The sequence below is a fragment of the Silvania sp. genome, from assembly GCF_051656365.1.
In the GTDB taxonomy this organism is placed as follows: domain Bacteria; phylum Pseudomonadota; class Gammaproteobacteria; order Enterobacterales; family Enterobacteriaceae; genus Enterobacter; species Enterobacter hatchlandensis.
Map to the genome: position 1 here is coordinate 65,380 of NZ_JBOGBT010000030.1, position 19,972 is coordinate 85,351.

Genomic DNA, 19,972 nt, shown 5'->3' on the forward strand with positions numbered 1-19,972 from the left:
GGTGTCAAACGTGGAGAAATAAAGGAGATAATGTAAATTATCATGCGTCTTTACTGTTATTTACCGGCGAGTGGAAGCTGACATTCACCTGGGTGCCACCGTCCGGTGGCTGCGAGAAGTGCAATGTGCCTCCGAGCCGCCCGGCGCGCTCGCGCATAATGTTCAGGCCGTAGTGGCCTGGCGGCTCGCTGGCATCACCGATGCCAATCCCGTTATCGCGGATATACACAGTATGGACGCCTTCCGGGGCGGTGGCGCAACTGACGGTGATCTCGCTGGCCTGCGCATGTTTAATGGCGTTCAGCACCGCCTCACGCACAATCTGCAGTAAATGCACCTGCTTGTGCGCATCCAGCGCCAGCGTCGAAAGCCGACAGTCAAGGTGCAGTCTGGCACGGGTCTGATTCTGCAGGCTATCCATCGTCTCCTGTAGCGCGGCGGGCAGGTTGGCCTGGTTCAGCGTCAGACGGAAGGTGGCCAGCAGCTCGCGCAGCTGTTGATAGGCGGAGTTCAGCGCCTGAGAAAAATCAGTAATGATGTTTTGCGCCGGGAGATTCTCCGGCGGAACCGCATGCTTAAGCAGCGTCAGCTGGATGCGCAGGTATGAGAGCACCTGCGCCAGCGAGTCGTGCAACTCCCGGGCAATGATGGCGCGCTCCTCCATCAGTAGCAGCTGATGGTAGTGCTTCTGCGCCTGGTTAAAGTAGATCCCGCGTCCGAGCAGGATCGCGACGTTTTTCATCAGCGGCAGCGACACCGCGCTCTGATCGCTCTGCCAGCGCAGCTCGCCGAAGCGGGTCTCCAGCATCACCACCGGCAGGGTCTGCATCTCAAGTTCGCCAGAGGCGCTGCCTTCCTGCAGCTGCCAGTCATCGCTGGCGTGCAGCGCCACATAGCGCATCCCGGCGTACTCCTGCACGATCTGCAGAACATGGCGAAAACAGTGACTGTCGATCTGGCTGGTATTCATCGCCTGTGAGCACTTAAACAACATCTCCAGCTGCTGGTGGGCTTCATGCAGGTGGCGGGTTTTCTCCTCAACCGAACTTTCCAGCGAGCGGTACAGTGTGTGCAGCTCGGCCGACATGTGGTTAAAGGTGCGTGACAGCAGGCCCAGCTCGTTCGGCAGGTCGCTGTCCGGCACCGGATGATCGAAGCGGCCCTGTTCAATCTGCTGGCTGGCGGCGACCAGATGCGTGAGCGGGGCTACCACCTGTCGGCGGATGCGGCGCAGGGTGAGAAACGCCAGCAGACAAATAGCGAGCCCGCCCGCCAGTGAAATGGCGACCACCAGCTGGATCTTATGCTCGGCGTAGTGTTGTAAAGAGAGAACAAAAGCGTCGATCCGCCGCACATATTCGCTGATGTGGCTCTGATACCAGCGGTAATCACCCTGGGCCAGCTTTTGATCCACCGTCTGCCAGCTGAGCTGCAGCTGGCGATAGCGCTGCTTCACTTCGTTTGGCACATACCAGCGGTCCAGGCTCTGAAGGGCAGGGGCGTCCAGCGTCTGCTGCCAGGCCAGACGATGTGCCGCCAGATCGTTGTCACCACGTTGGATCTCGTAACCCAGCCGATAGCTCTGCATTCGCAGCGAGCCCGCCAGGTTGATCGCTTCGGCATCGCGCTGGCTGCTGGCGAGGGTAAACAGCGCAATCGCCCCGGTCAGCAGGGACAACACAATAATCGAGAACAAAGCCCGGGCGAGGCTTCGTGAAACAGGCTGTTTAACGGTCACAAATAGCATCCTGAGCTGAGTGCGGTCCTGTCCTGGCGAGAGTATCGCCAGATTTCGAAACGTCATTTTAACCGCAATGAAATTAATTGATCTGCCACAGGTTCAGGCGAAATAGTTCGCTTTCCTGGGCAATTGAACATTGCCTGATACCGTTGCGGTCGGTAAATACAATATTCATATAAAGAATAAGGTTATGGAAGTCTGGTCGAGTATCTTATGAATCATTTTATCATGGCGAACAGCCAGCAATGTATTGGATGTCGTGCCTGCGAAGTGGCCTGCGTGATGGCTCACCACGACGAGCAGCATCCCCTTAACCCGCGCCATTTTACCCCGCGCATCACCGTGGTCAAAGAAGGCAACAGGCACAGTGCCGTGGCCTGCCATCACTGTGAAAACGCCCCGTGTGCGCAAAGCTGTCCGAACGGGGCGATCGCCAGAACCCGCGACAGTGTGCAGGTGGACAGCCAAAAGTGCATCGGCTGCAAAGCCTGCGTAGTGGCCTGTCCGTTTGGCACCATGGAGATAGTGATCAGCGCCGAGGCGGCCACCGCGCAGAAGTGCGATTTGTGCCTGGACCGCCCGCAGGGCCCGGCCTGCGTCGAAAACTGCCCGGCGGATGCCTTGTCGCGTGTTACCCCGGACAGCCTCAATCAGCTGGCCCGCACCCGGCGTCTGCGCACGGCCCGTCATGAGGCGCAGCCGTGGCAGACCCGCGCGGGTATCAGCCCGGTGGGCATCAGCAAACGCGAGCAGATGTCTGCTCTGCCGCCGCGCGGTGAGCCAGATAAGCTTTCCCCGGCGGCCCGGGCGAATAACTTTGCCGAAATCTACCTGCCGTTTCGCCCGGAGCAGGCGCACCGTGAGGCCGAACGCTGCCTGAAGTGCGGCGAGCATTCAGTGTGTGAATGGACCTGCCCGCTGCATAACCCTATTCCCCAGTGGATTGAGCTGGTGCTGGCCGGCAACATCGACGACGCCGTCGAGCTCTCTCATCAGACTAACTGTCTGCCGGAAATCACCGGCCGGGTCTGCCCGCAGGACAAGTTGTGCGAAGGCGCCTGCACGGTGCGCGACGTCGCCGGTTCGGTGACCATCGGTAACATTGAGCGCTATATCTCCGACCAGGCACTGGCGAAAGGCTGGCGACCGGATCTGAGCGGCGTGCAGCCGGTGGATAAACGCGTGGCGATTATTGGTGCCGGACCTGCCGGGCTGGCGTGCGCCGACGCGCTGATCCGTCGCGGCGTCAGCGTAACCGTGTTTGACCGTCATCCAGAGATCGGCGGCCTGCTCACCTTCGGCATTCCGGCGTTTAAGCTGGATAAATCTCTGCTGGCACGTCGTCGGGAGATTTTTACCGCAATGGGTATCCGCTTCGAACTGAACTGCGAAGTGGGAAAAGACGTTCCACTTGCAGAGCTGCTGAGCGACTACGATGCGCTGTTTGTCGGCGTGGGCACCTACCGGTCGATGAAAGCCGGGATCCCGCATGAAGACGCACCGGGCGTGTACGATGCGCTGCCGTTCCTGGTGGGCAATACCCGCCAGCTGATGGGGCTGACCTCTTCGGCAGAAGAACCCTTTGTCGATACCGCCGGGCTGAACGTAGTGGTGCTGGGGGGCGGCGACACGGCGATGGACTGCGTGCGCACCGCGCTGCGTCACGGGGCGACGAATGTCACCTGCGCCTATCGTCGGGATGAAGCCAATATGCCAGGCTCGAAAAAAGAGGTCAAAAACGCCAAAGAAGAAGGTGCGGTGTTTGAATTTAACGTCCAGCCGGTGGAACTGGTGCTCGACGATGCCGGGCGCGTCAACGGCATCCGCCTGCTGCGCACTCGTCTGGGAGAGGCTGATTCGCAGGGCCGCCGCCGCCCGCAACCGATCCCCGGCAGCGAGTTTGTGATGCCGGCCGATGCGGTGATCATGGCCTTTGGCTTTAACCCGCACGCGATGCCCTGGCTGCAGGCGCAGGGCGTCGAGGTCGATGACTGGGGACGGATTGCCGCCAGCGTCGACAGTCGCTTCCGCTATCAGACCAGCAATCCGCAGATTTTTGCCGGTGGCGACGCGGTACGTGGAGCGGATCTGGTGGTGACCGCCATGGCAGAAGGGCGGCACGCTGCCCAAGGGATCGCCGACTGGCTGGGGGTAAAAGCACCCGCCGCCCATTGATCCGACGGACGACAAAATGGGCTTCACCGCGTAGTATGGCGTTAATGCCTTGTGCTATGGAGCCCGTATGTCCCTGAAAATTGACCTGATTAAAGATAAAGTCCTGTCTGAAAACTATTTTGTTCTGCGCAACGTCACCTACGATCTGACCCGCAGCAATGGCGAGGTGATCCGCCACAAGCGTGAGGTGTACGATCGGGGTAACGGCGCCACCATCCTGTTGTACAACCGCGAGAAAAAGAGCGTGGTGCTGATCCGCCAGTTCCGCGTTGCCACCTGGGTCAATGGCAACCTTGAGGGGCGGCTGATTGAGACCTGCGCCGGGCTGCTGGATGACGACGAGCCTGAAGTCTGTATCCGCAAAGAGGCCGTCGAAGAGACAGGTTTTGCCGTGGGCGACGTGCGTAAAGTCTTTGAGCTGTATATGTCCCCTGGCGGCGTGACGGAAATCGTTCATTTCTTCATTGCGGAATACAGCGAGACGCAGCGCACCAGCGCGGGCGGCGGCGTAGAAGATGAAGATATCGAGGTGCTTGAACTGCCCTTTGCTCAGGCATTAACGATGATACAAACGGGTGAAATACGCGATGGCAAAACGGTGATATTATTACAATATTTGCAGGGCTCCGGGCTAATGGCTTGATCTTATTGAGCTTAAAAAGATGCATTTTGGATAAATCTATCCGATAAATCCGATTGAGCAACCCCGTCCTGAGCAGGAAGATAGCGTCTGTCTGTCCCGTATGCTTCCAGGATCGTGCTATTCATGCGTCACTGCGTTTTTCTTACTTTCATGCTCTGCATGCTGCCTGCGTCTTTTGTTCAGGCGGCACCGGCACAGCAGTCGTTTACTGACTGGCAGGTTACCTGCAACAACCAGAATTTTTGCATTGCACGTAATACCGGTGAGCATAACGGGCTGGTCATGACCCTGAGCCGCAGTGCGGGTGCCAAAGCGGACGCGGTACTGCGTATCGATCTCGGCGGGCTGTCGACGCCCGATCCGAAAGAACCTGCCATCGCTCCCCGCCTGCGTCTTGACGGTGAACCGCTCCCGCTGGATGCCAGGCTTTGGCAGATCTCCCCCTGGCGTCTGACCACGGACAATCCCACCCTCATCACAGCTCTGTTAACCACGCTCCAGCAGAAAAAAGCGATCACCCTTGATAAGGGCAAGCAGACGCTCTCGTTGAACGGGCTGAAAGAGGCCATCCAGTTTATCGACGCCCAGCAAAAACGCGGCGGGAGTGAAACTGCGTGGATCAATAAAGGCGATGAGCCGCCGCTGAGCGTGCCGCCCGCGCCTGCGCTGAAAGAGGTGGCGTTGGTCAACCCGACGCCGACCCCGCTGTCGCGCGAGGAGCGCAGCGATCTGGTCGATTACGGTACCTGGAGGATGAACAACAGTCAGTGTTCCCTCGATCCGACGCGTCGGGAAGTGCGGGTGACGGCGTTGACGGATGACAAAGCGCTATTGATTATCAGCTGCGAGGCGGGTGCCTATAACACGGTGGACTTAGCCTGGCTGGTGTCGCGCAAAAAACCGTTCGCGTCCCATGCGGTGCGCCTGCGGCTGCCGTTTGTTGCCTCCAGCGAAAGCAGCGACATGGAGCTGATGAACGCCAGCTTTGATGAGAAGAGCCGCGAGTTGACCACTCTGGCACTGGGGCGCGGGATTGCCGACTGCGGGATCCAGACGCGCTGGCGCTTTACCGGCCAGCGTTTTCGCCTTGTGCGCTACGCCGAAGAGCCGAGCTGCGATAACTGGCATGGGCCAGATGCCTGGCCCACGTTGTGGATCACCCGATAATAAAAGCAAAACGGCAACAACGTTGCCGTTTTTAGTGTTTGCTCCCTCGCACCAAAGAAGAGGTCCGGGGTGAGGTCATCAGGCCGCACAGCACTTACAGTAAACGCTGCGCCTTCTCCACTACGTTCTCAACGGTAAAGCCGAAGAACGGGAACAGCTTGTCAGCAGGTGCCGATTCGCCATAGCTGGTCATCCCGACAATCGCCCCCTTCAGGCCGACATATTTGTACCAGTAGTCGGCAATCCCCGCTTCCACCGCCACGCGCGCAGTTACATCGGAAGGCAGCACCGATTCCCGGTACGCCTCGTCCTGGGCATCAAAGATATCCGTAGACGGCAGCGATACCACTCGCACCGCGTGACCTTCTGCCGTCAGTTTTTCGGCAGCTTTAACGGTGATCTCCATTTCCGAACCGGTGGCAATCAAAATCAGGTCCGGCTTGCCGCCGCTGTCTTTGAGGATATACCCCCCGCGGGCAATAGCCTTGACCTGATCCGGCGTGCGCTCCATCTGCGCCAGATTCTGCCTGGAGAGGATTAGCGCCGTCGGGCCGTGGTGGCGTTCTACCGCCAGCTTCCAGCCGACCGCCGCTTCGACCTGATCGCAGGGACGCCAGGTGCTGAAATTCGGCGTCAGACGCAGGCTGGCGAGCTGTTCTACCGCCTGGTGGGTCGGACCGTCTTCGCCAAGCCCAATGGAGTCGTGGGTATACACCATAATCTGCCGGGCCTTCATCAGCGCCGCCATGCGTGCCGCGTTGCGGGCATACTCGACAAACATCAGGAAGGTGGCGGTGTAAGGTACAAAGCCGCCGTGATGGGCGATGCCGTTGGCAATGGCGGTCATGCCAAACTCGCGCACTCCGTAGTGGATGTAGTTCCCGGCGAGATCCTCTTTAATCGAGGTCGACCCCGACCAGATGGTCAGGTTGCTCGGTGCCAGATCCGCAGAGCCGCCAAGCAGCTCGGGCAGGATCGGGCCGATCGCGTTCAGGGTGTTGTGCGAGGCCTTACGGGTGGCGATTTTCGCCGGGTTCGACTGTAAATTCTCAATCAGCGCCTGGGTGGTCTCTTCCCAGTCCTCCGGCAGCCCGCCGCTCATTCGACGGTTAAACTCGGCCGCCAGCTCAGGGTGGGTTTTTTCATAAGCCGCAAATTTATCGTTCCATTCGGCCTGCGCTTTTTCACCGGATTCACGGGCATCCCACGCCTTGTAAATCTCTTTTGGGATCTCAAAGGCCGGGTATTTCCAGCCCAGCTTCTGACGGGTCAGGGCGACTTCCTCTTCGCCCAGCGCCGCGCCGTGGGCCTCTTCTTTCCCGGCTTTGTTCGGGGAACCAAATCCGATGACCGTGCGACAGATAATCAGTGATGGCTTATCGGTGACGCTTTGCGCCTCCTGAATTGCAGCCTGGAGCGCCTGCGGATCGTGACCGTCAATCTCATGCACCACATGCCAGTGGTAGGCTTCAAAGCGTTTGGCCGTGTCGTCAGTGAACCAGCCCTCGGTTTCGCCGTCGATGGAGATGCCGTTATGATCGTAAAAACCAATCAGTTTGCCCAGCCCCAGCGTGCCCGCGAGGGACGAGACTTCGTGGGAAATCCCCTCCATCAGACAGCCGTCGCCCATAAACACATAGGTAAAGTGATCGACAATCTCATGTCCCGGCTGGTTGAACTGCGCCGCCAGCGTGCGCTCGGCAATCGCCAGCCCGACTGCATTCGCCAGCCCCTGACCCAGCGGTCCGGTGGTGGTCTCCACGCCTGGCGTATAGCCCAGCTCCGGGTGTCCCGGCGTTTTCGAGTGCAACTGGCGGAAGTTTTTCAGCTCTTCGAGCGGCAGGTTGTAGCCGGACAGGTGCAGCAGGCTGTACAGCAGCATCGAGGCGTGACCGTTGGAGAGAATAAAGCGGTCGCGGTCGTACCACGTTGGATCGTTCGGGTTGTGTTTCAGGAAGTCGTTCCACAGCACTTCGGCGATATCGGCCATGCCCATCGGTGCGCCTGGATGACCGGAATTGGCTTTTTGCACGGCATCCATGCTGAGGGCGCGAATGGCATTGGCTAACTCTTTACGGGACATAGTTCACTCCATGGCAGGGTTAAAGTTTGGCGGCGAGCAGATCTTCAAGTTTGCGCTGATCGACCGCGAAAAGGCGGATCCCCTCTGATAGCTTATCAACCGCCATAGCGTCCTGATTATGCTCCCAGCGGAATTCGGCTTCGGTCAGCGGTTTCGGTTTTGGCAGGACGGTGGAGGAGGGCACCAGGCGACGGATCACCGGTTCCTCTTTCTCCTGCAGCTCTTTTAGCAGGTTAGGGGAGATGGTCAGCCGGTCGCAGCCAGTCAGAGCAAGGATCTGCTCGGTGCGACGGAAGCTGGCGCCCATCACGATGGTTTCATAGCGATGCTGTTTATAGTAATCGTAGATATTGCGTACCGATTTGACGCCGGGATCTTCTTCTACCACGTAGGGATCCATCGGCTTGCGGGCCTGATACCAGTCGTAGATACGCCCGACGAACGGTGATACCAGGAACACGCCGGCTTCGGCACAGGCGCGGGCCTGCGCAAAGGAGAACAGCAATGTCAGGTTGCAGTTGATCCCCTCTTTTTCCAGCACTTCAGCGGCGCGGATCCCCTCCCAGGTGGAGGCCAGCTTGATCAGAATGCGCGACTTATCGACATCCTGATCCTGATACAGCTGCACCAGGTGACGCGCTTTGGCGATGCTTTTCGCCTGATCAAACGAAATTCGGGCGTCCACCTCGGTGGAGACGCGCCCCGGGACGCTTTTCAGAATTTCGCAACCGAAGTTAACCGCCAGCTTGTCGCTGGCCTCGGCGACCTGCTGCTCTTTGGTTTTACCCCGGGCTTTACCATAGCTGATGGCGTCGTCGATCAGGTGGGCGTAACTGTCGAGCCCGGCGGCTTTGAGCAGCAGCGACGGGTTGGTGGTCGCATCTTCCGGCTGATAGTGGCGGATCGATTCGATATCGCCGCTGTCGGCGACCACGGTGGTGAATTTTTTGATGCCGTCTAGTTGGTTCATAAGAAATGACTCCTTGAAAATAAAAGAGTTGGTTGAGTGTGTTCGATCACACTTCTGTCAATTTCGCGACGTACTTAACAAAAAAGCATAGCAGACAGGTAAGGTCTTGCTTTGCCTGGCGGGTAACATGATTGTTATAAATTGATAACAATTTTTGCTTTTTGATGGTGAGAGTTTGGCAGCCTTCAAAGTTTGAACGGCGGTCAGGCGCGATACTATCCGCCACCCAGGGTGAACATCAGACCATAACAACATCACCCTTTTTGTACACTACGTGAAAGGAACCCTACAATGGACGAGCAGTTGAGACAAAGTGCCCTCGATTTTCATGAATTCCCCGTTCCCGGCAAAATTCAGGTCTCCCCCACCAAGCCCCTCGCGACCCAGCGTGACCTGGCATTAGCCTATTCGCCAGGCGTAGCCGCCCCGTGCCTCGAAATCGAAAAAGATCCGCTGGCGGCCTACAAGTACACCGCGCGCGGCAACCTGGTGGCGGTGATCTCCAACGGCACTGCGGTGCTGGGGTTGGGCAATATTGGCGCGCTGGCCGGCAAACCGGTGATGGAAGGCAAAGGTGTGCTGTTCAAGAAATTTGCCGGTATTGACGTGTTCGATATTGAAGTGGATGAGCTCGACCCGGACAAATTCATCAACGTGGTGGCCGCGCTGGAGCCGACTTTTGGCGGCATCAATCTCGAAGACATCAAAGCGCCGGAATGTTTCTACATCGAGCAGAAGCTGCGTGAGCGTATGAACATTCCCGTGTTTCATGATGACCAGCACGGCACGGCGATCATCAGCACCGCCGCCATTCTGAACGGCCTGCGGGTGGTTGAGAAAACCCTCTCCGACGTGCGGATGGTGGTCTCTGGCGCAGGCGCGGCAGCCATTGCCTGTATGAACCTGCTGGTGGCGCTGGGGATGCAGAAGCACAATATCGTGGTCTGCGACTCCAAAGGGGTGATCTACAAAGGTCGCGAAGCCAACATGGCGGAGACCAAAGCTGCCTATGCGGTAGAGGATGATGGCAGACGCAGTCTGGCGGACGTGATGGACGGGGCGGATATCTTCCTCGGCTGCTCGGGCCCGAAAGTGCTTACCGAAGAGATGGTGCAGAAGATGGCCCGCGCGCCGCTGATCCTCGCCCTGGCAAACCCGGAGCCTGAGATCCTGCCACCGCTGGCAAAAGCGGTACGCCCGGATGCGATTATCTGTACCGGTCGCTCAGACTATCCAAACCAGGTGAACAACGTCCTGTGCTTCCCGTTCATCTTCCGCGGCGCGCTGGACGTGGGTGCCACCGCCATCAACGAAGAGATGAAGCTGGCAGCGGTTCACGCCATTGCTGAACTGGCGCACGCTGAACAGAGCGAAGTGGTGGCGTCGGCATATGGCGATCAGGACCTGAGCTTCGGCCCGGAGTACATCATTCCGAAACCGTTCGATCCACGTCTGATTGTTAAAATCGCCCCAGCGGTGGCCAAAGCAGCGATGGACTCCGGGGTGGCGACGCGCCCAATTGCTGACTTTGATGCCTATGTCGATAAGCTGAGCGAGTTTGTCTATAAAACCAACCTGTTTATGAAGCCGATCTTCTCCCAGGCCCGCACGGATGCAAAACGCGTGGTGATGGCCGAAGGGGAAGAGGCGCGCGTCCTGCACGCCACCCAGGAGCTGATTACCCTCGGTCTGGCGAAGCCGATCCTGATTGGTCGTCCGAGCGTCATCGAGATGCGTATTCAGAAGCTGGGTCTGCAGATCAAGCCGGGCGTGGACTTTGAGATCGTTAACAACGAATCCGATCCGCGTTTTAAAGAGTACTGGAGCGAGTACTACAGCATCATGAAGCGCCGGGGGATCACCCAGGAGCAAGCCCAGCGGGCGGTGATCAGCAACACCACGGTGATCGGGGCGATCATGGTGCATCGCGGCGAAGCCGACGCGCTGATCTGCGGCACCATCGGTGATTATCATGAACACTTCAGCGTAGTGCAGGAGATCTTCGGTCATCGCGAAGGCGTGCACACGGCGGGGGCGATGAACGCGCTGCTGCTGCCAAGCGGCAACACCTTTATTGCTGACACCTACGTCAACGACGATCCAACCCCGGAGCAGCTGGCTGAAATTACGGTGATGGCGGCGGAAACCGTGCGTCGCTTTGGTATCGAGCCAAAAGTGGCCCTGCTGTCGCACTCCAACTTTGGTTCATCCAAATCCGCTGCGGCCTGTAAAATGCGTCAGACGCTGGAGCTGGTGCGCGCGCGCGCGCCAGAGCTGATGATCGACGGCGAGATGCACGGCGACGCTGCGCTGGTGGAAAGCATCCGCAACGAACGGATGCCGGACAGCCCGCTGAAAGGCTCAGCCAACGTGCTGATTATGCCGAACGTGGAAGCGGCACGCATCAGCTACAACCTGCTGCGCGTCTCCAGTTCAGAAGGGGTAACCGTGGGGCCGGTACTGATGGGGGTGGCGAAACCGGTGCATGTGTTAACACCGATTGCCTCGGTGCGCCGCATCGTCAACATGGTGGCGCTGGCGGTGGTTGAGGCGCAGACGCAGCCGCTGTAGACCCTCACCCTAACCCTCGCCCCCATGGGGAGAGGGACGGGGTGAGGGGAAACTAAACCCAGTCCCGAACTTTCAAAAACTCACTCAAGGCAGCCTCCCGGCTGCCTTCTTTTGCTTCAAAGCCATACTCCCAGCGCACCAGCGGCGGCATCGACATTAAAATCGACTCCGTGCGCCCACCGGTTTGCAGGCCGAACAGCGTCCCGCGATCCCACACCAGGTTGAACTCCACGTAACGCCCCCGACGATAGAGCTGGAACTCACGCTCGCGAACCCCGTAATCGAGGTGTTTTCGCCGCTCAACGATCGGCAGATAGGCATCGGTAAAGCCTTCGCCAACCGCCTGCATAAAATTAAACGCGGTATCAAAATCGGGCGCATTCAAATCATCGAAGAACAACCCGCCGATGCCGCGCTGTTCGTTACGGTGTTTGAGATGGAAGTAGTCGTCGCACCACTTTTTATAGCGAGGATAGACGTCGTCGCCAAACGGCTGACACAGGTCATGCGCGGTCTGGTGCCAGTGAATCGCATCTTCCTCAAAGCCATAAAACGGCGTCAGGTCAAAGCCGCCACCAAACCACCACACCGGATCGGCACCGGGTTTTTCTGCGATAAAAAAGCGCACGTTGGCATGGCTGGTGGGGACAAACGGGTTATGCGGATGCACCACCAGCGAGACGCCCATCGCCTCAAAGCTACGGCCCGCCAGCTCCGGACGGTGTGCGGTGGCCGAGGCGGGCATCGCCTCGCCGTAGACGTGGGAGAAGTTAACCCCGGCCTGCTCGAAGATACCGCCATTACGCAGCACCCGGCTGCGCCCGCCGCCACCGGCTTCGCGCTGCCACTCGTCCTGCTGGAATTCAGCGCCATCCACAGCGGCCAGCTGCTGGCAAATGGAGTCCTGCAGCTGTAGAAGAAAGGTTTTGACCGTTTGCGCGTTGGGTTTCATCAGCGTCTCTTCGCGTGGGCTTTTTGATTATCGAACCAGTTAAAGTAACTGATGATCCCGGAGGCAATCGCGTTGGCAATTTTCTGGCGGAACGCGGTGGTGCCGAGCAGGCGCTCTTCGTTGGGATTGGTAATAAAGGAGGTTTCGACCAGCACGGACGGGATCGACGGTGACTTCAGCACCACAAACGCCGCCTGTTCCGTGCCTTTGCTGTGCAGCTTATGCACCGGCTTAATTTTTTTCAGAATATGGGAGCCCAGCGTCAGGCTGTTCTTGATGGTATCGGTTTGCACCAGATCAAACAGTACCTGCTGGAGCAGATGGTCTTTGGCAGTGGCTTTTTTTCCAGCCACTTCATCGGCGCGGTTCTCGCGTTCGGAGAGGTATTTGGCCATCGCGCTACTGGCGCCGCGGTTGGAGAGGGCAAAGACCGACGCCCCTGCGGCATCCGGGTTGGTAAAGCCGTCCGCGTGGATCGACATAAACAGGTCGGCGCCGTGCTGATGGGCTATCTCCACCCGATCGTACAGTGGGATAAAGGTATCACCGGAGCGGGTCAGGCGGGCGTCAATCCCGTTACTGCGTAAAATTGATCGCACGTTTTTTGCAATCGCCAGCACGACGTGTTTTTCTTTAGAGCCGTTGCGACCAATAGCGCCAGTATCAATACCGCCGTGGCCGGGATCCAGCACCACCACCCGCTTTGCGCCGCTCTTTTTGGCTTTCGGTTTACTGTGGCCGTTGCTGGTTTTCAGCGTGGATTCTTCTTTTGCCTGTGCGCTGGCCATGCCGGTTAATGTTAATGCCGCCAGCCCCGCTTTAAGAACCTGACGACGCGATGTGAGTGTTTTTAAGAGTTTGAATGTGCTCATGCGGCCTGAAGTGTAAAAATTAGGTGTCTGGTGTTATATCGTATCGTCTTTTGCGTTACGACAGTCCATGTTGTGATTTGTTTTACTTTTCATTTCAATACGTGACAGCCTGCCATTATGCCAAATTTCCTGACCTTTTTCGCTGGATATTGGCGAAAGAGGGCGTTCGCGTCATAATCACAGTTTTTGAACTCTAAAAGGCGGTTAATACCATGGAGATACGCGTTTTTCGCCAGTCAGACTTCGAAGAGGTCATCACCCTTTGGGAGCGCTGCGATCTCCTGCGCCCGTGGAACGATCCGGAAATGGACATCGAACGGAAAGTGAATCATGACGTCAGCCTGTTTCTGGTGGCAGAAGTGAACGGTGAAGTGGTGGGCACCGTGATGGGCGGTTATGACGGTCATCGCGGCTCGGCCTATTACCTCGGTGTTCACCCGGAATATCGCGGACGCGGCATTGCTAATGCGCTGCTCAATCGTCTGGAAAAGAAGCTGATTGCCCGCGGTTGCCCAAAAATTCAGATCATGGTGCGCGAAGAGAATGAGGTAGTGATGGGCATGTACGAGCGCCTCAACTATGAACCTGCGGACGTCATCACGCTGGGCAAACGCCTGATTGAAGATGAAGAGTACTGAATTCCACCCCGGCGATTATGACAGCCAGGGCCGGGTGCGCCTGCCGTTTCTGTTCTGGTGCGTTTTGCTGCTGCAGGCGCGCACCTGGGTGGTGTTCGTGGTGGCGGGTGCCTCACGCGATCAGGGCAATACCCTGCTGAATCTGTTTTATCCCGATCACGATAACTTCTGGATTGGGCTGCTGCCGGGGCTGCCGGCGGTACTGGCGTTCTTACTCAGCGGGCGGCGTCATCTTGTGCCGCACCTGTGGCAGGCGCTGCGCTGGCTGCTGATCCTGGCTCAGCTTATTCTGCTCTTCTGGCAGCCGCTGCTGTGGCTGAACGGCGAGGCGCTAAGCGGCATCGGTATCACGCTGGTGGTGGCCGATATCGTGGCGCTGTTGTGGCTGTTGACCCATCCCCGTTTGCGCGCCTGTTTTACGCCAGAGCAAGATTAAACGGCACTTTTTAGCGATGCTGCACTCCAACAAGCGTCGAATTAACCAGAAAGGAACTCCCGATGAAATCGCTGCGTTTACTGTTATGCGCGTTTCCCCTTGTTTTAACCGGCTGTTCAACGCTCTCTGCCGTGAACTGGTCTGCGGCTTATCCCTGGAACTGGTTTGGCGCGTCCACCGAAGTGACAGAACAGGGCGTGGGCAATCTCACGGCCGCCACCCCGCTGGAGCAAGAGGCCATTTCGTCTGAGCTGAGCGGCGACTATCGCCTGCGCAGCGGTATGAAAACCCTGAACGGCAACATCGTTCACTATTACGAAGCGTTGAAGGACGACCAGCTGGCGCTGGTGATCAACGGCGATAAAAACAGCATCAGCCGCATCGAGGTGCTGGACAGCGACATCGAAACCGACAGTGGCGTCAAAATTGGCACCCCGTTCAGCGACCTGTATCAAAAAGCCTACGGCAACTGCGTCAGCGCCCCGGCAGATGAGGGTGCCGCGGTAGAGTGTAAGGCTGAAGGTAGTCAGCACATCAGCTATCTGTTTAGCGGCAGCTGGAGCGGTCCACAAGGGTTAATGCCTTCTGACGACGCGCTGAAAAACTGGAAAGTCAGCAAAATTATCTGGCAGCAGTAAATTGCGCCTGAACAAGCTGCCCTGCTGAAAAAACGGGTATAATCGCCGCCAACAATGCCACGCTGTCGTGGCATCTTTTTTTTCAGGAGGAGCGATGTCTCAGGTTCAGAGTGGCATTTTGCCAGAACATTGCCGCGCGGCGATTTGGATCGAAGCCCGCGTGAAAGGGGATGTGGATGCCCTGCGTGCGGCCAGCAAAATTTTTATCGATAAACTGGCAACCTTTCAGGCCAAATTCCCGGATGCCAACTGCGGTGCGGCGGTGGCGTTTGGTCATACCGTCTGGCGTCAGCTGAGCGGCGGCGAAGGGGCTGCCGAGCTGAAAGACTTTATCCCCTACGGGAAAGGTCTGGCTCCGGCCACCCAGCATGACGTGCTGATCCACATTCTCTCATTGCGTCACGACGTGAATTTTTCCATTGCCCAGGCGGCGCTGGCTGCGTTCGGCGACAGCATTGAGGTGCAGGAAGAGACCCACGGCTTCCGCTGGGTGGAAGACAGGGACCTGAGCGGCTTTGTCGACGGCACCGAAAATCCGGCAGGCGATGAGACACGTCGCGCGGTAGCGGTGATTCAGGACGGCGTGGATACGGGCGGCAGCTATGTGTTCGTGCAGCGCTGGGAGCACAACCTTAAGCAGCTGAACCGCATGAGCGTGCAGGATCAGGAGATGATGATTGGCCGCACTAAAGAGGCCAATGAAGAGATCGACGGCGACGAACGTCCGGTGACCTCGCACCTGAGCCGTGTGGATCTGAAAGAAGACGGCAAAGGGCTGAAGATTGTCCGCCAGAGCCTGCCGTACGGCACCGCCAGCGGCACCCACGGCTTGTACTTCTGCGCTTACTGCGCGCGTCTGTATAACATTGAACAGCAGCTGCTGAGCATGTTTGGCGACACCGATGGCAAGCGCGACGCGATGCTGCGCTTCACCAAACCGGTGACCGGCGGCTATTACTTTGCCCCATCCGTTGAGCGTCTGCTGGCGCTGTAAGAGTGCTCCCTCTCCCGAAAGGGGAGAGGGGATAATGCTTATTCCCTTTTCTGCTTCCAAATCACCAAACGGTATATAAAACCGTTACTCCTTTAGTACTCGTTATAAATATGATGACCCTAAGAAAAACATCACATCTATAAGGGTGCGCAATGGCCGTTACTGTACTGAAAAAAGGAACTCTGGCGCTGGCGGGTTTGCTGCTGGTGGCGCAGGCGCAGGCAACGGAGCTGCTCAACAGCTCGTACGATGTCTCTCGCGAGCTGTTTACCGCCCTTAACCCGCCGTTTGAACAGCAGTGGGCGAAAGATAACAACGGCGACAAGCTGACCATCAAGCAATCGCATGCGGGTTCCTCGAAGCAGGCGCTGGCGATTTTGCAGGGGCTGAAAGCCGACGTTGTCACCTATAACCAGATTACCGACGTGCAGATCCTGCATGACAAAGGTAAGCTGCTCCCGGCCGACTGGCAGAGCCGCTTGCCGAATAACAGCTCGCCGTTCTACTCCACGATGGGCTTCCTGGTGCGTAAGGGGAACCCAAAAAATATCCACGACTGGAATGACCTCGTGCGTTCCGACGTGAAGCTGATTTTCCCGAACCCGAAAACCTCCGGCAACGCGCGTTATACCTATCTCGCCGCCTGGGGTGCAGCAGATAAAGCGGACGGCGGCGATAAAGCCAAAACTGAACAGTTCATGACCCAGTTCCTGAAAAACGTTGAAGTGTTTGATACCGGCGGTCGTGGCGCCACCACCACCTTCGCAGAACGTGGTCTGGGCGACGTGTTGATCAGCTTCGAATCGGAAGTGAATAACATCCGCAAGCAGTATGAAGCGCAGGGCTTTGAGGTGGTGATCCCGAAAACCAACATCCTCGCTGAATTCCCGGTCGCGTGGGTCGATAAAAACGTGCAGGCCAATGGCACAGAGAAGGCGGCGAAGGCGTACCTGAACTATCTCTACAGCCCGCAGGCACAGACCATCATTACCGATTACTACTACCGGGTGAATAACCCGGAGGTGATGAACAAACTGAAAGACAAATTCCCGCAGACCGATCTGTTCCGCGTGGAAGACCAGTTCGGCTCCTGGCCTGAGGTGATGAAAACCCACTTTATCAGCGGCGGTGAGTTCGACAAACTGTTGGCGACGGGGCGTAAGTAATGTTTGCAGTGTCCTCCAGACGTGTGCTGCCGGGCTTTACCTTAAGCCTCGGGACCAGCCTGCTGTTCGTCTGTCTGATTTTATTGTTACCGCTCAGCGCGCTGGTGGTTCAGCTCTCTGAAATGAGCTGGTCCCAGTACTGGGAAGTGATCAGCAATCCGCAGGTGGTGGCGGCTTATAAAGTGACGCTGCTGTCGGCGTTTGTTGCCTCGATCTTCAACGGCGTGTTTGGCTTGCTGATGGCGTGGATCTTAACCCGCTATCGCTTTCCGGGCCGCACGCTGCTGGATGCGCTGATCGATTTACCCTTCGCCCTGCCGACGGCGGTGGCGGGCTTAACGCTGGCCTCGCTGTTCTCGGTGAACGGCTTTTACGGCGAGTGGCTGGCACAGTTCGACATTAAAGTGACCTACACCTGGCTGGGTATCGCAGTAGCAATGGCCTTTACCAGCATCCCGTTTGTGGTGCGTACCGTGCAGCCGGTGCTGGAAGAGTTAGGCCCGGAATACGAAGAAGCAGCGGAAACGCTGGGTGCAACCCGTTTGCAGAGCTTTCGCAAAGTGGTGCTGCCCGAACTGTCTCCGGCGCTGCTGGCTGGCATCGCGCTGTCGTTCACCCGTAGCCTCGGTGAGTTTGGCGCGGTGATTTTTATCGCCGGCAACATCGCCTGGAAAACCGAAGTCACCTCGCTGATGATTTTTGTCCGCCTGCAGGAGTTTGACTATCCGGCCGCCAGCGCGATTGCCTCGGTGATTCTGGCCGCCTCGCTGCTGCTGCTGTTCTCGATTAACACTCTGCAAAGTCGCTTTGGTCGACGCGTGGTAGGTCACTAATGGCGGAAGTTACTCAGTTGAAACGCTACGACGCCCCCCGCATTAACTGGGGTAAATGGTTCCTGATCGGCACGGGTGTGCTGGTCTCGATTTTTATTCTTGTCGTGCCGATGGTGTACATCTTCGTGCAGGCCTTCAGTAAAGGTATTATGCCTGCGCTGCAAAACCTGGCCGACCCGGACATGCTGCATGCCATCTGGCTGACGGTGATGATTGCCCTGATTACCGTGCCGGTAAACCTGGTGTTTGGTACGCTGCTGGCCTGGCTGGTAACGCGCTTTAACTTCCCAGGACGCCAGCTGCTGCTGACCCTGCTGGATATTCCGTTCGCGGTGTCGCCGGTGGTCGCCGGTCTGGTGTATCTGCTGTTCTACGGCTCCAACGGCCCGCTGGGCGGCTGGCTGGATGAACATAACCTGCAGATCATGTTTGCCTGGCCAGGCATGGTGCTGGTAACCATTTTCGTCACCTGTCCGTTTGTGGTGCGCGAACTGGTGCCGGTGATGCTGAGCCAGGGCAGCCATGAAGACGAAGCCGCCGTGCTGCTGGGCGCATCGGGCTGGCAGATGTTCCGCCGCGTAACGTTGCCGAACATTCGCTGGGCGCTGCTGTACGGCGTGGTGCTGACCAACGCCCGCGCGATTGGCGAGTTTGGCGCGGTATCGGTGGTGTCGGGTTCTATCCGCGGCGAAACGCTGTCGCTGCCATTACAAATTGAATTACTGGAGCAGGACTACAATACCGTCGGCTCCTTTACCGCCGCAGCGCTGTTGACGCTGATGGCAATATTGACCCTGTTTTTAAAGAGTGTGGTGCAGTGGCGTTTAGAGAATCAGGAAAAACGTCAGCATCAGGAGGGAAATCATGAGCATTGAGATTGCCAATATTAAGAAGTCCTTTGGTCGCACCCAGGTGCTGAATGATATCTCGCTGGATATCCCCTCCGGACAAATGGTGGCGCTGCTGGGGCCGTCCGGCTCCGGTAAAACCACGCTGCTGCGTATTATCGCCGGTCTGGAGCATCAGACCAGCGGGCACATTCGCTTCCACGGCACCGACGTCAGCCGCCTGCACGCGCGCGATCGCAAAGTGGGCTTTGTGTTCCAGCACTACGCCCTGTTCCGCCATATGACGGTGTTCGACAACATCGCGTTTGGCCTGACGGTGCTGCCGCGTCGCGAACGCCCGGATGCGGCAACTATCAAAGCGAAAGTGACCAAACTACTGGAGATGGTACAGCTGGCCCATCTGGCGGACCGTTTCCCGGCGCAGCTTTCCGGCGGGCAGAAACAGCGCGTGGCGCTGGCTCGCGCCCTGGCGGTTGAGCCGCAGATCCTGCTGCTGGATGAACCTTTTGGTGCGCTGGATGCGCAGGTGCGTAAAGAGCTGCGCCGCTGGCTGCGTCAGCTGCATGAAGAACTTAAGTTCACCAGCGTCTTCGTTACCCACGATCAGGAAGAGGCGATGGAAGTGGCCGACCGGGTGGTGGTGATGAGCCAGGGGAACATTGAGCAGGTTGACGAGCCAGAACAGCTGTGGCGTGAACCGGCCACCCGCTTTGTGCTCGAATTTATGGGGGAAGTGAACCGTCTGCACGGCAACATTCGCGGCGGTCAGTTCCACGTAGGTGCCCACCGCTGGCCGCTGGGCTATACCCCTGCGTATCAGGGCCCGGTCGATCTGTTCCTGCGTCCGTGGGAAGTGGACGTCAGCCGCCGTACCAGCCTCGATTCGCCGCTGCCAGTCCAGGTGCTGGAAGCCAGCCCGAAAGGACATTACACCCACCTGGTGGTCCAGCCGCTGGGCTGGTACAACGAACCGCTGACTGTGGTGATGCGTGACGACGAGCCACCGCACCGCGGCGAGCGCCTGTTTGTCGGCCTGCAGCACGCTCGCATTTATCACGACAAGGATCGCATCGAGACGCCAGGGGTTCTTGCTCTGGCGGAGTCAGCCTGATAGGTTAATCGGTCTGTTTATCGCCCGGTGGCGCTACGCTTACCGGGCCTACCAAAGCACGGATGTAGGCCCGGTAAGCATAGCGCCACCGGGTTTTTTATTGGACAGCGATCGTGAACACACTCGAACAAACC

At 57.9% G+C, this 19,972-nt stretch carries 17 protein-coding genes; 12 read left to right on the forward strand and 5 right to left on the reverse strand.

The window, feature by feature from the left end; genetic code table 11:
* Nucleotides 1-40 precede the first annotated feature (40 nt).
* Nucleotides 41-1,738 carry a nitrate/nitrite two-component system sensor histidine kinase NarQ gene (gene narQ / locus ACRDD5_RS05765; RefSeq protein WP_271281040.1) on the reverse strand — a complete coding sequence of 566 codons (1,698 nt, stop codon included), beginning with the start codon at nucleotides 1,736-1,738 and terminating at the stop codon, nucleotides 41-43.
* A gap of 216 nt (nucleotides 1,739-1,954) precedes the next feature.
* Here narQ and aegA point away from each other — a divergent pair, with 216 nt between their 5' ends.
* The 3 genes from aegA (at nucleotide 1,955) to ACRDD5_RS05780 (ending at nucleotide 5,726) form a co-directional block, all read left to right on the forward strand.
* Entirely contained in the window at nucleotides 1,955-3,916 is a 1,962-nt protein-coding gene (aegA, locus tag ACRDD5_RS05770) for a formate-dependent uric acid utilization protein AegA (protein WP_438676164.1), read from the forward strand.
* 67 nt (nucleotides 3,917-3,983) lie between these two features.
* Nucleotides 3,984-4,559: a GDP-mannose pyrophosphatase NudK gene (gene nudK / locus ACRDD5_RS05775; RefSeq protein ID WP_438676165.1), complete on the forward strand. Its 576-nt coding sequence runs from the start codon at nucleotides 3,984-3,986 to the stop codon at nucleotides 4,557-4,559.
* Nucleotides 4,560-4,682: 123 nt separating this feature from the next.
* Nucleotides 4,683-5,726 (forward strand): DUF1176 domain-containing protein, encoded by a 1,044-nt coding sequence (locus tag ACRDD5_RS05780; RefSeq protein ID WP_438676166.1) that lies wholly within the window; start codon nucleotides 4,683-4,685, stop codon nucleotides 5,724-5,726.
* A gap of 94 nt (nucleotides 5,727-5,820) precedes the next feature.
* On the opposite strand, the gene tkt is transcribed toward ACRDD5_RS05780, so the two are convergent.
* Nucleotides 5,821-7,809 carry a transketolase gene (gene tkt / locus ACRDD5_RS05785; RefSeq protein ID WP_438676167.1) on the reverse strand — a complete coding sequence of 663 codons (1,989 nt, stop codon included), beginning with the start codon at nucleotides 7,807-7,809 and terminating at the stop codon, nucleotides 5,821-5,823.
* A 19-nt stretch (nucleotides 7,810-7,828) separates the two neighbouring features.
* Nucleotides 7,829-8,779 carry a transaldolase gene (gene tal, locus ACRDD5_RS05790; RefSeq protein WP_271280762.1) on the reverse strand — a complete coding sequence of 317 codons (951 nt, stop codon included), beginning with the start codon at nucleotides 8,777-8,779 and terminating at the stop codon, nucleotides 7,829-7,831.
* Nucleotides 8,780-9,070: 291 nt separating this feature from the next.
* On the opposite strand from tal, the gene maeB reads away from it, so the two are divergent.
* On the forward strand, nucleotides 9,071-11,350 hold the full coding sequence (maeB, locus tag ACRDD5_RS05795; RefSeq protein ID WP_271280761.1) for an NADP-dependent oxaloacetate-decarboxylating malate dehydrogenase: 2,280 nt from the start codon (nucleotides 9,071-9,073) through the stop codon (nucleotides 11,348-11,350).
* Nucleotides 11,351-11,402: 52 nt separating this feature from the next.
* Here the strand turns inward: maeB and hemF are convergent, their stop codons facing one another.
* A complete protein-coding gene (hemF, locus tag ACRDD5_RS05800) occupies nucleotides 11,403-12,302 on the reverse strand; it encodes an oxygen-dependent coproporphyrinogen oxidase (protein ID WP_438676168.1) in 900 nt (299 codons plus the stop codon).
* Nucleotides 12,302-13,174 carry an N-acetylmuramoyl-L-alanine amidase AmiA gene (gene amiA, locus ACRDD5_RS05805; RefSeq protein ID WP_271280759.1) on the reverse strand — a complete coding sequence of 291 codons (873 nt, stop codon included), beginning with the start codon at nucleotides 13,172-13,174 and terminating at the stop codon, nucleotides 12,302-12,304. The genes hemF and amiA overlap by 1 nt, the downstream gene beginning before the upstream one ends.
* 212 nt (nucleotides 13,175-13,386) lie before the next feature.
* Between amiA and ACRDD5_RS05810 the strand changes: the two genes are divergently transcribed.
* The 8 genes from ACRDD5_RS05810 to cysA all read left to right on the forward strand — a co-directional run bounded on the left by ACRDD5_RS05810 (nucleotide 13,387) and on the right by cysA (nucleotide 19,838).
* Nucleotides 13,387-13,812 carry a GNAT family acetyltransferase gene (locus tag ACRDD5_RS05810; RefSeq protein WP_271280758.1) on the forward strand — a complete coding sequence of 142 codons (426 nt, stop codon included), beginning with the start codon at nucleotides 13,387-13,389 and terminating at the stop codon, nucleotides 13,810-13,812.
* A complete protein-coding gene (locus ACRDD5_RS05815; RefSeq protein WP_271280757.1) occupies nucleotides 13,799-14,248 on the forward strand; it encodes a DUF2919 domain-containing protein in 450 nt (149 codons plus the stop codon). Before ACRDD5_RS05810 ends, ACRDD5_RS05815 begins: the two co-directional genes overlap by 14 nt.
* Nucleotides 14,249-14,310: 62 nt before the next feature.
* Complete coding sequence (locus tag ACRDD5_RS05820) at nucleotides 14,311-14,886, forward strand: RpoE-regulated lipoprotein (RefSeq protein ID WP_438676169.1); 576 nt, start codon at nucleotides 14,311-14,313, stop codon at nucleotides 14,884-14,886.
* A 94-nt stretch (nucleotides 14,887-14,980) separates the two neighbouring features.
* Nucleotides 14,981-15,880, forward strand: a complete 900-nt coding sequence (locus ACRDD5_RS05825) for a Dyp-type peroxidase (RefSeq protein WP_438676170.1) — start codon at nucleotides 14,981-14,983, stop codon at nucleotides 15,878-15,880.
* A gap of 152 nt (nucleotides 15,881-16,032) precedes the next feature.
* Nucleotides 16,033-17,046 carry a sulfate ABC transporter substrate-binding protein gene (locus tag ACRDD5_RS05830; RefSeq protein WP_271268978.1) on the forward strand — a complete coding sequence of 338 codons (1,014 nt, stop codon included), beginning with the start codon at nucleotides 16,033-16,035 and terminating at the stop codon, nucleotides 17,044-17,046.
* Nucleotides 17,046-17,879 carry a sulfate/thiosulfate ABC transporter permease CysT gene (cysT, locus tag ACRDD5_RS05835; RefSeq protein ID WP_271268977.1) on the forward strand — a complete coding sequence of 278 codons (834 nt, stop codon included), beginning with the start codon at nucleotides 17,046-17,048 and terminating at the stop codon, nucleotides 17,877-17,879. Before ACRDD5_RS05830 ends, cysT begins: the two co-directional genes overlap by 1 nt.
* Nucleotides 17,879-18,754, forward strand: a complete 876-nt coding sequence (gene cysW / locus ACRDD5_RS05840) for a sulfate/thiosulfate ABC transporter permease CysW (protein WP_271280754.1) — start codon at nucleotides 17,879-17,881, stop codon at nucleotides 18,752-18,754. Before cysT ends, cysW begins: the two co-directional genes overlap by 1 nt.
* The gene (gene cysA / locus ACRDD5_RS05845) at nucleotides 18,744-19,838 is read left to right on the forward strand and encodes a sulfate/thiosulfate ABC transporter ATP-binding protein CysA (protein WP_271280753.1); all 1,095 of its coding nucleotides are present in this window, start codon (nucleotides 18,744-18,746) and stop codon (nucleotides 19,836-19,838) included. Before cysW ends, cysA begins: the two co-directional genes overlap by 11 nt.
* Nucleotides 19,839-19,972 lie beyond the last annotated feature (134 nt).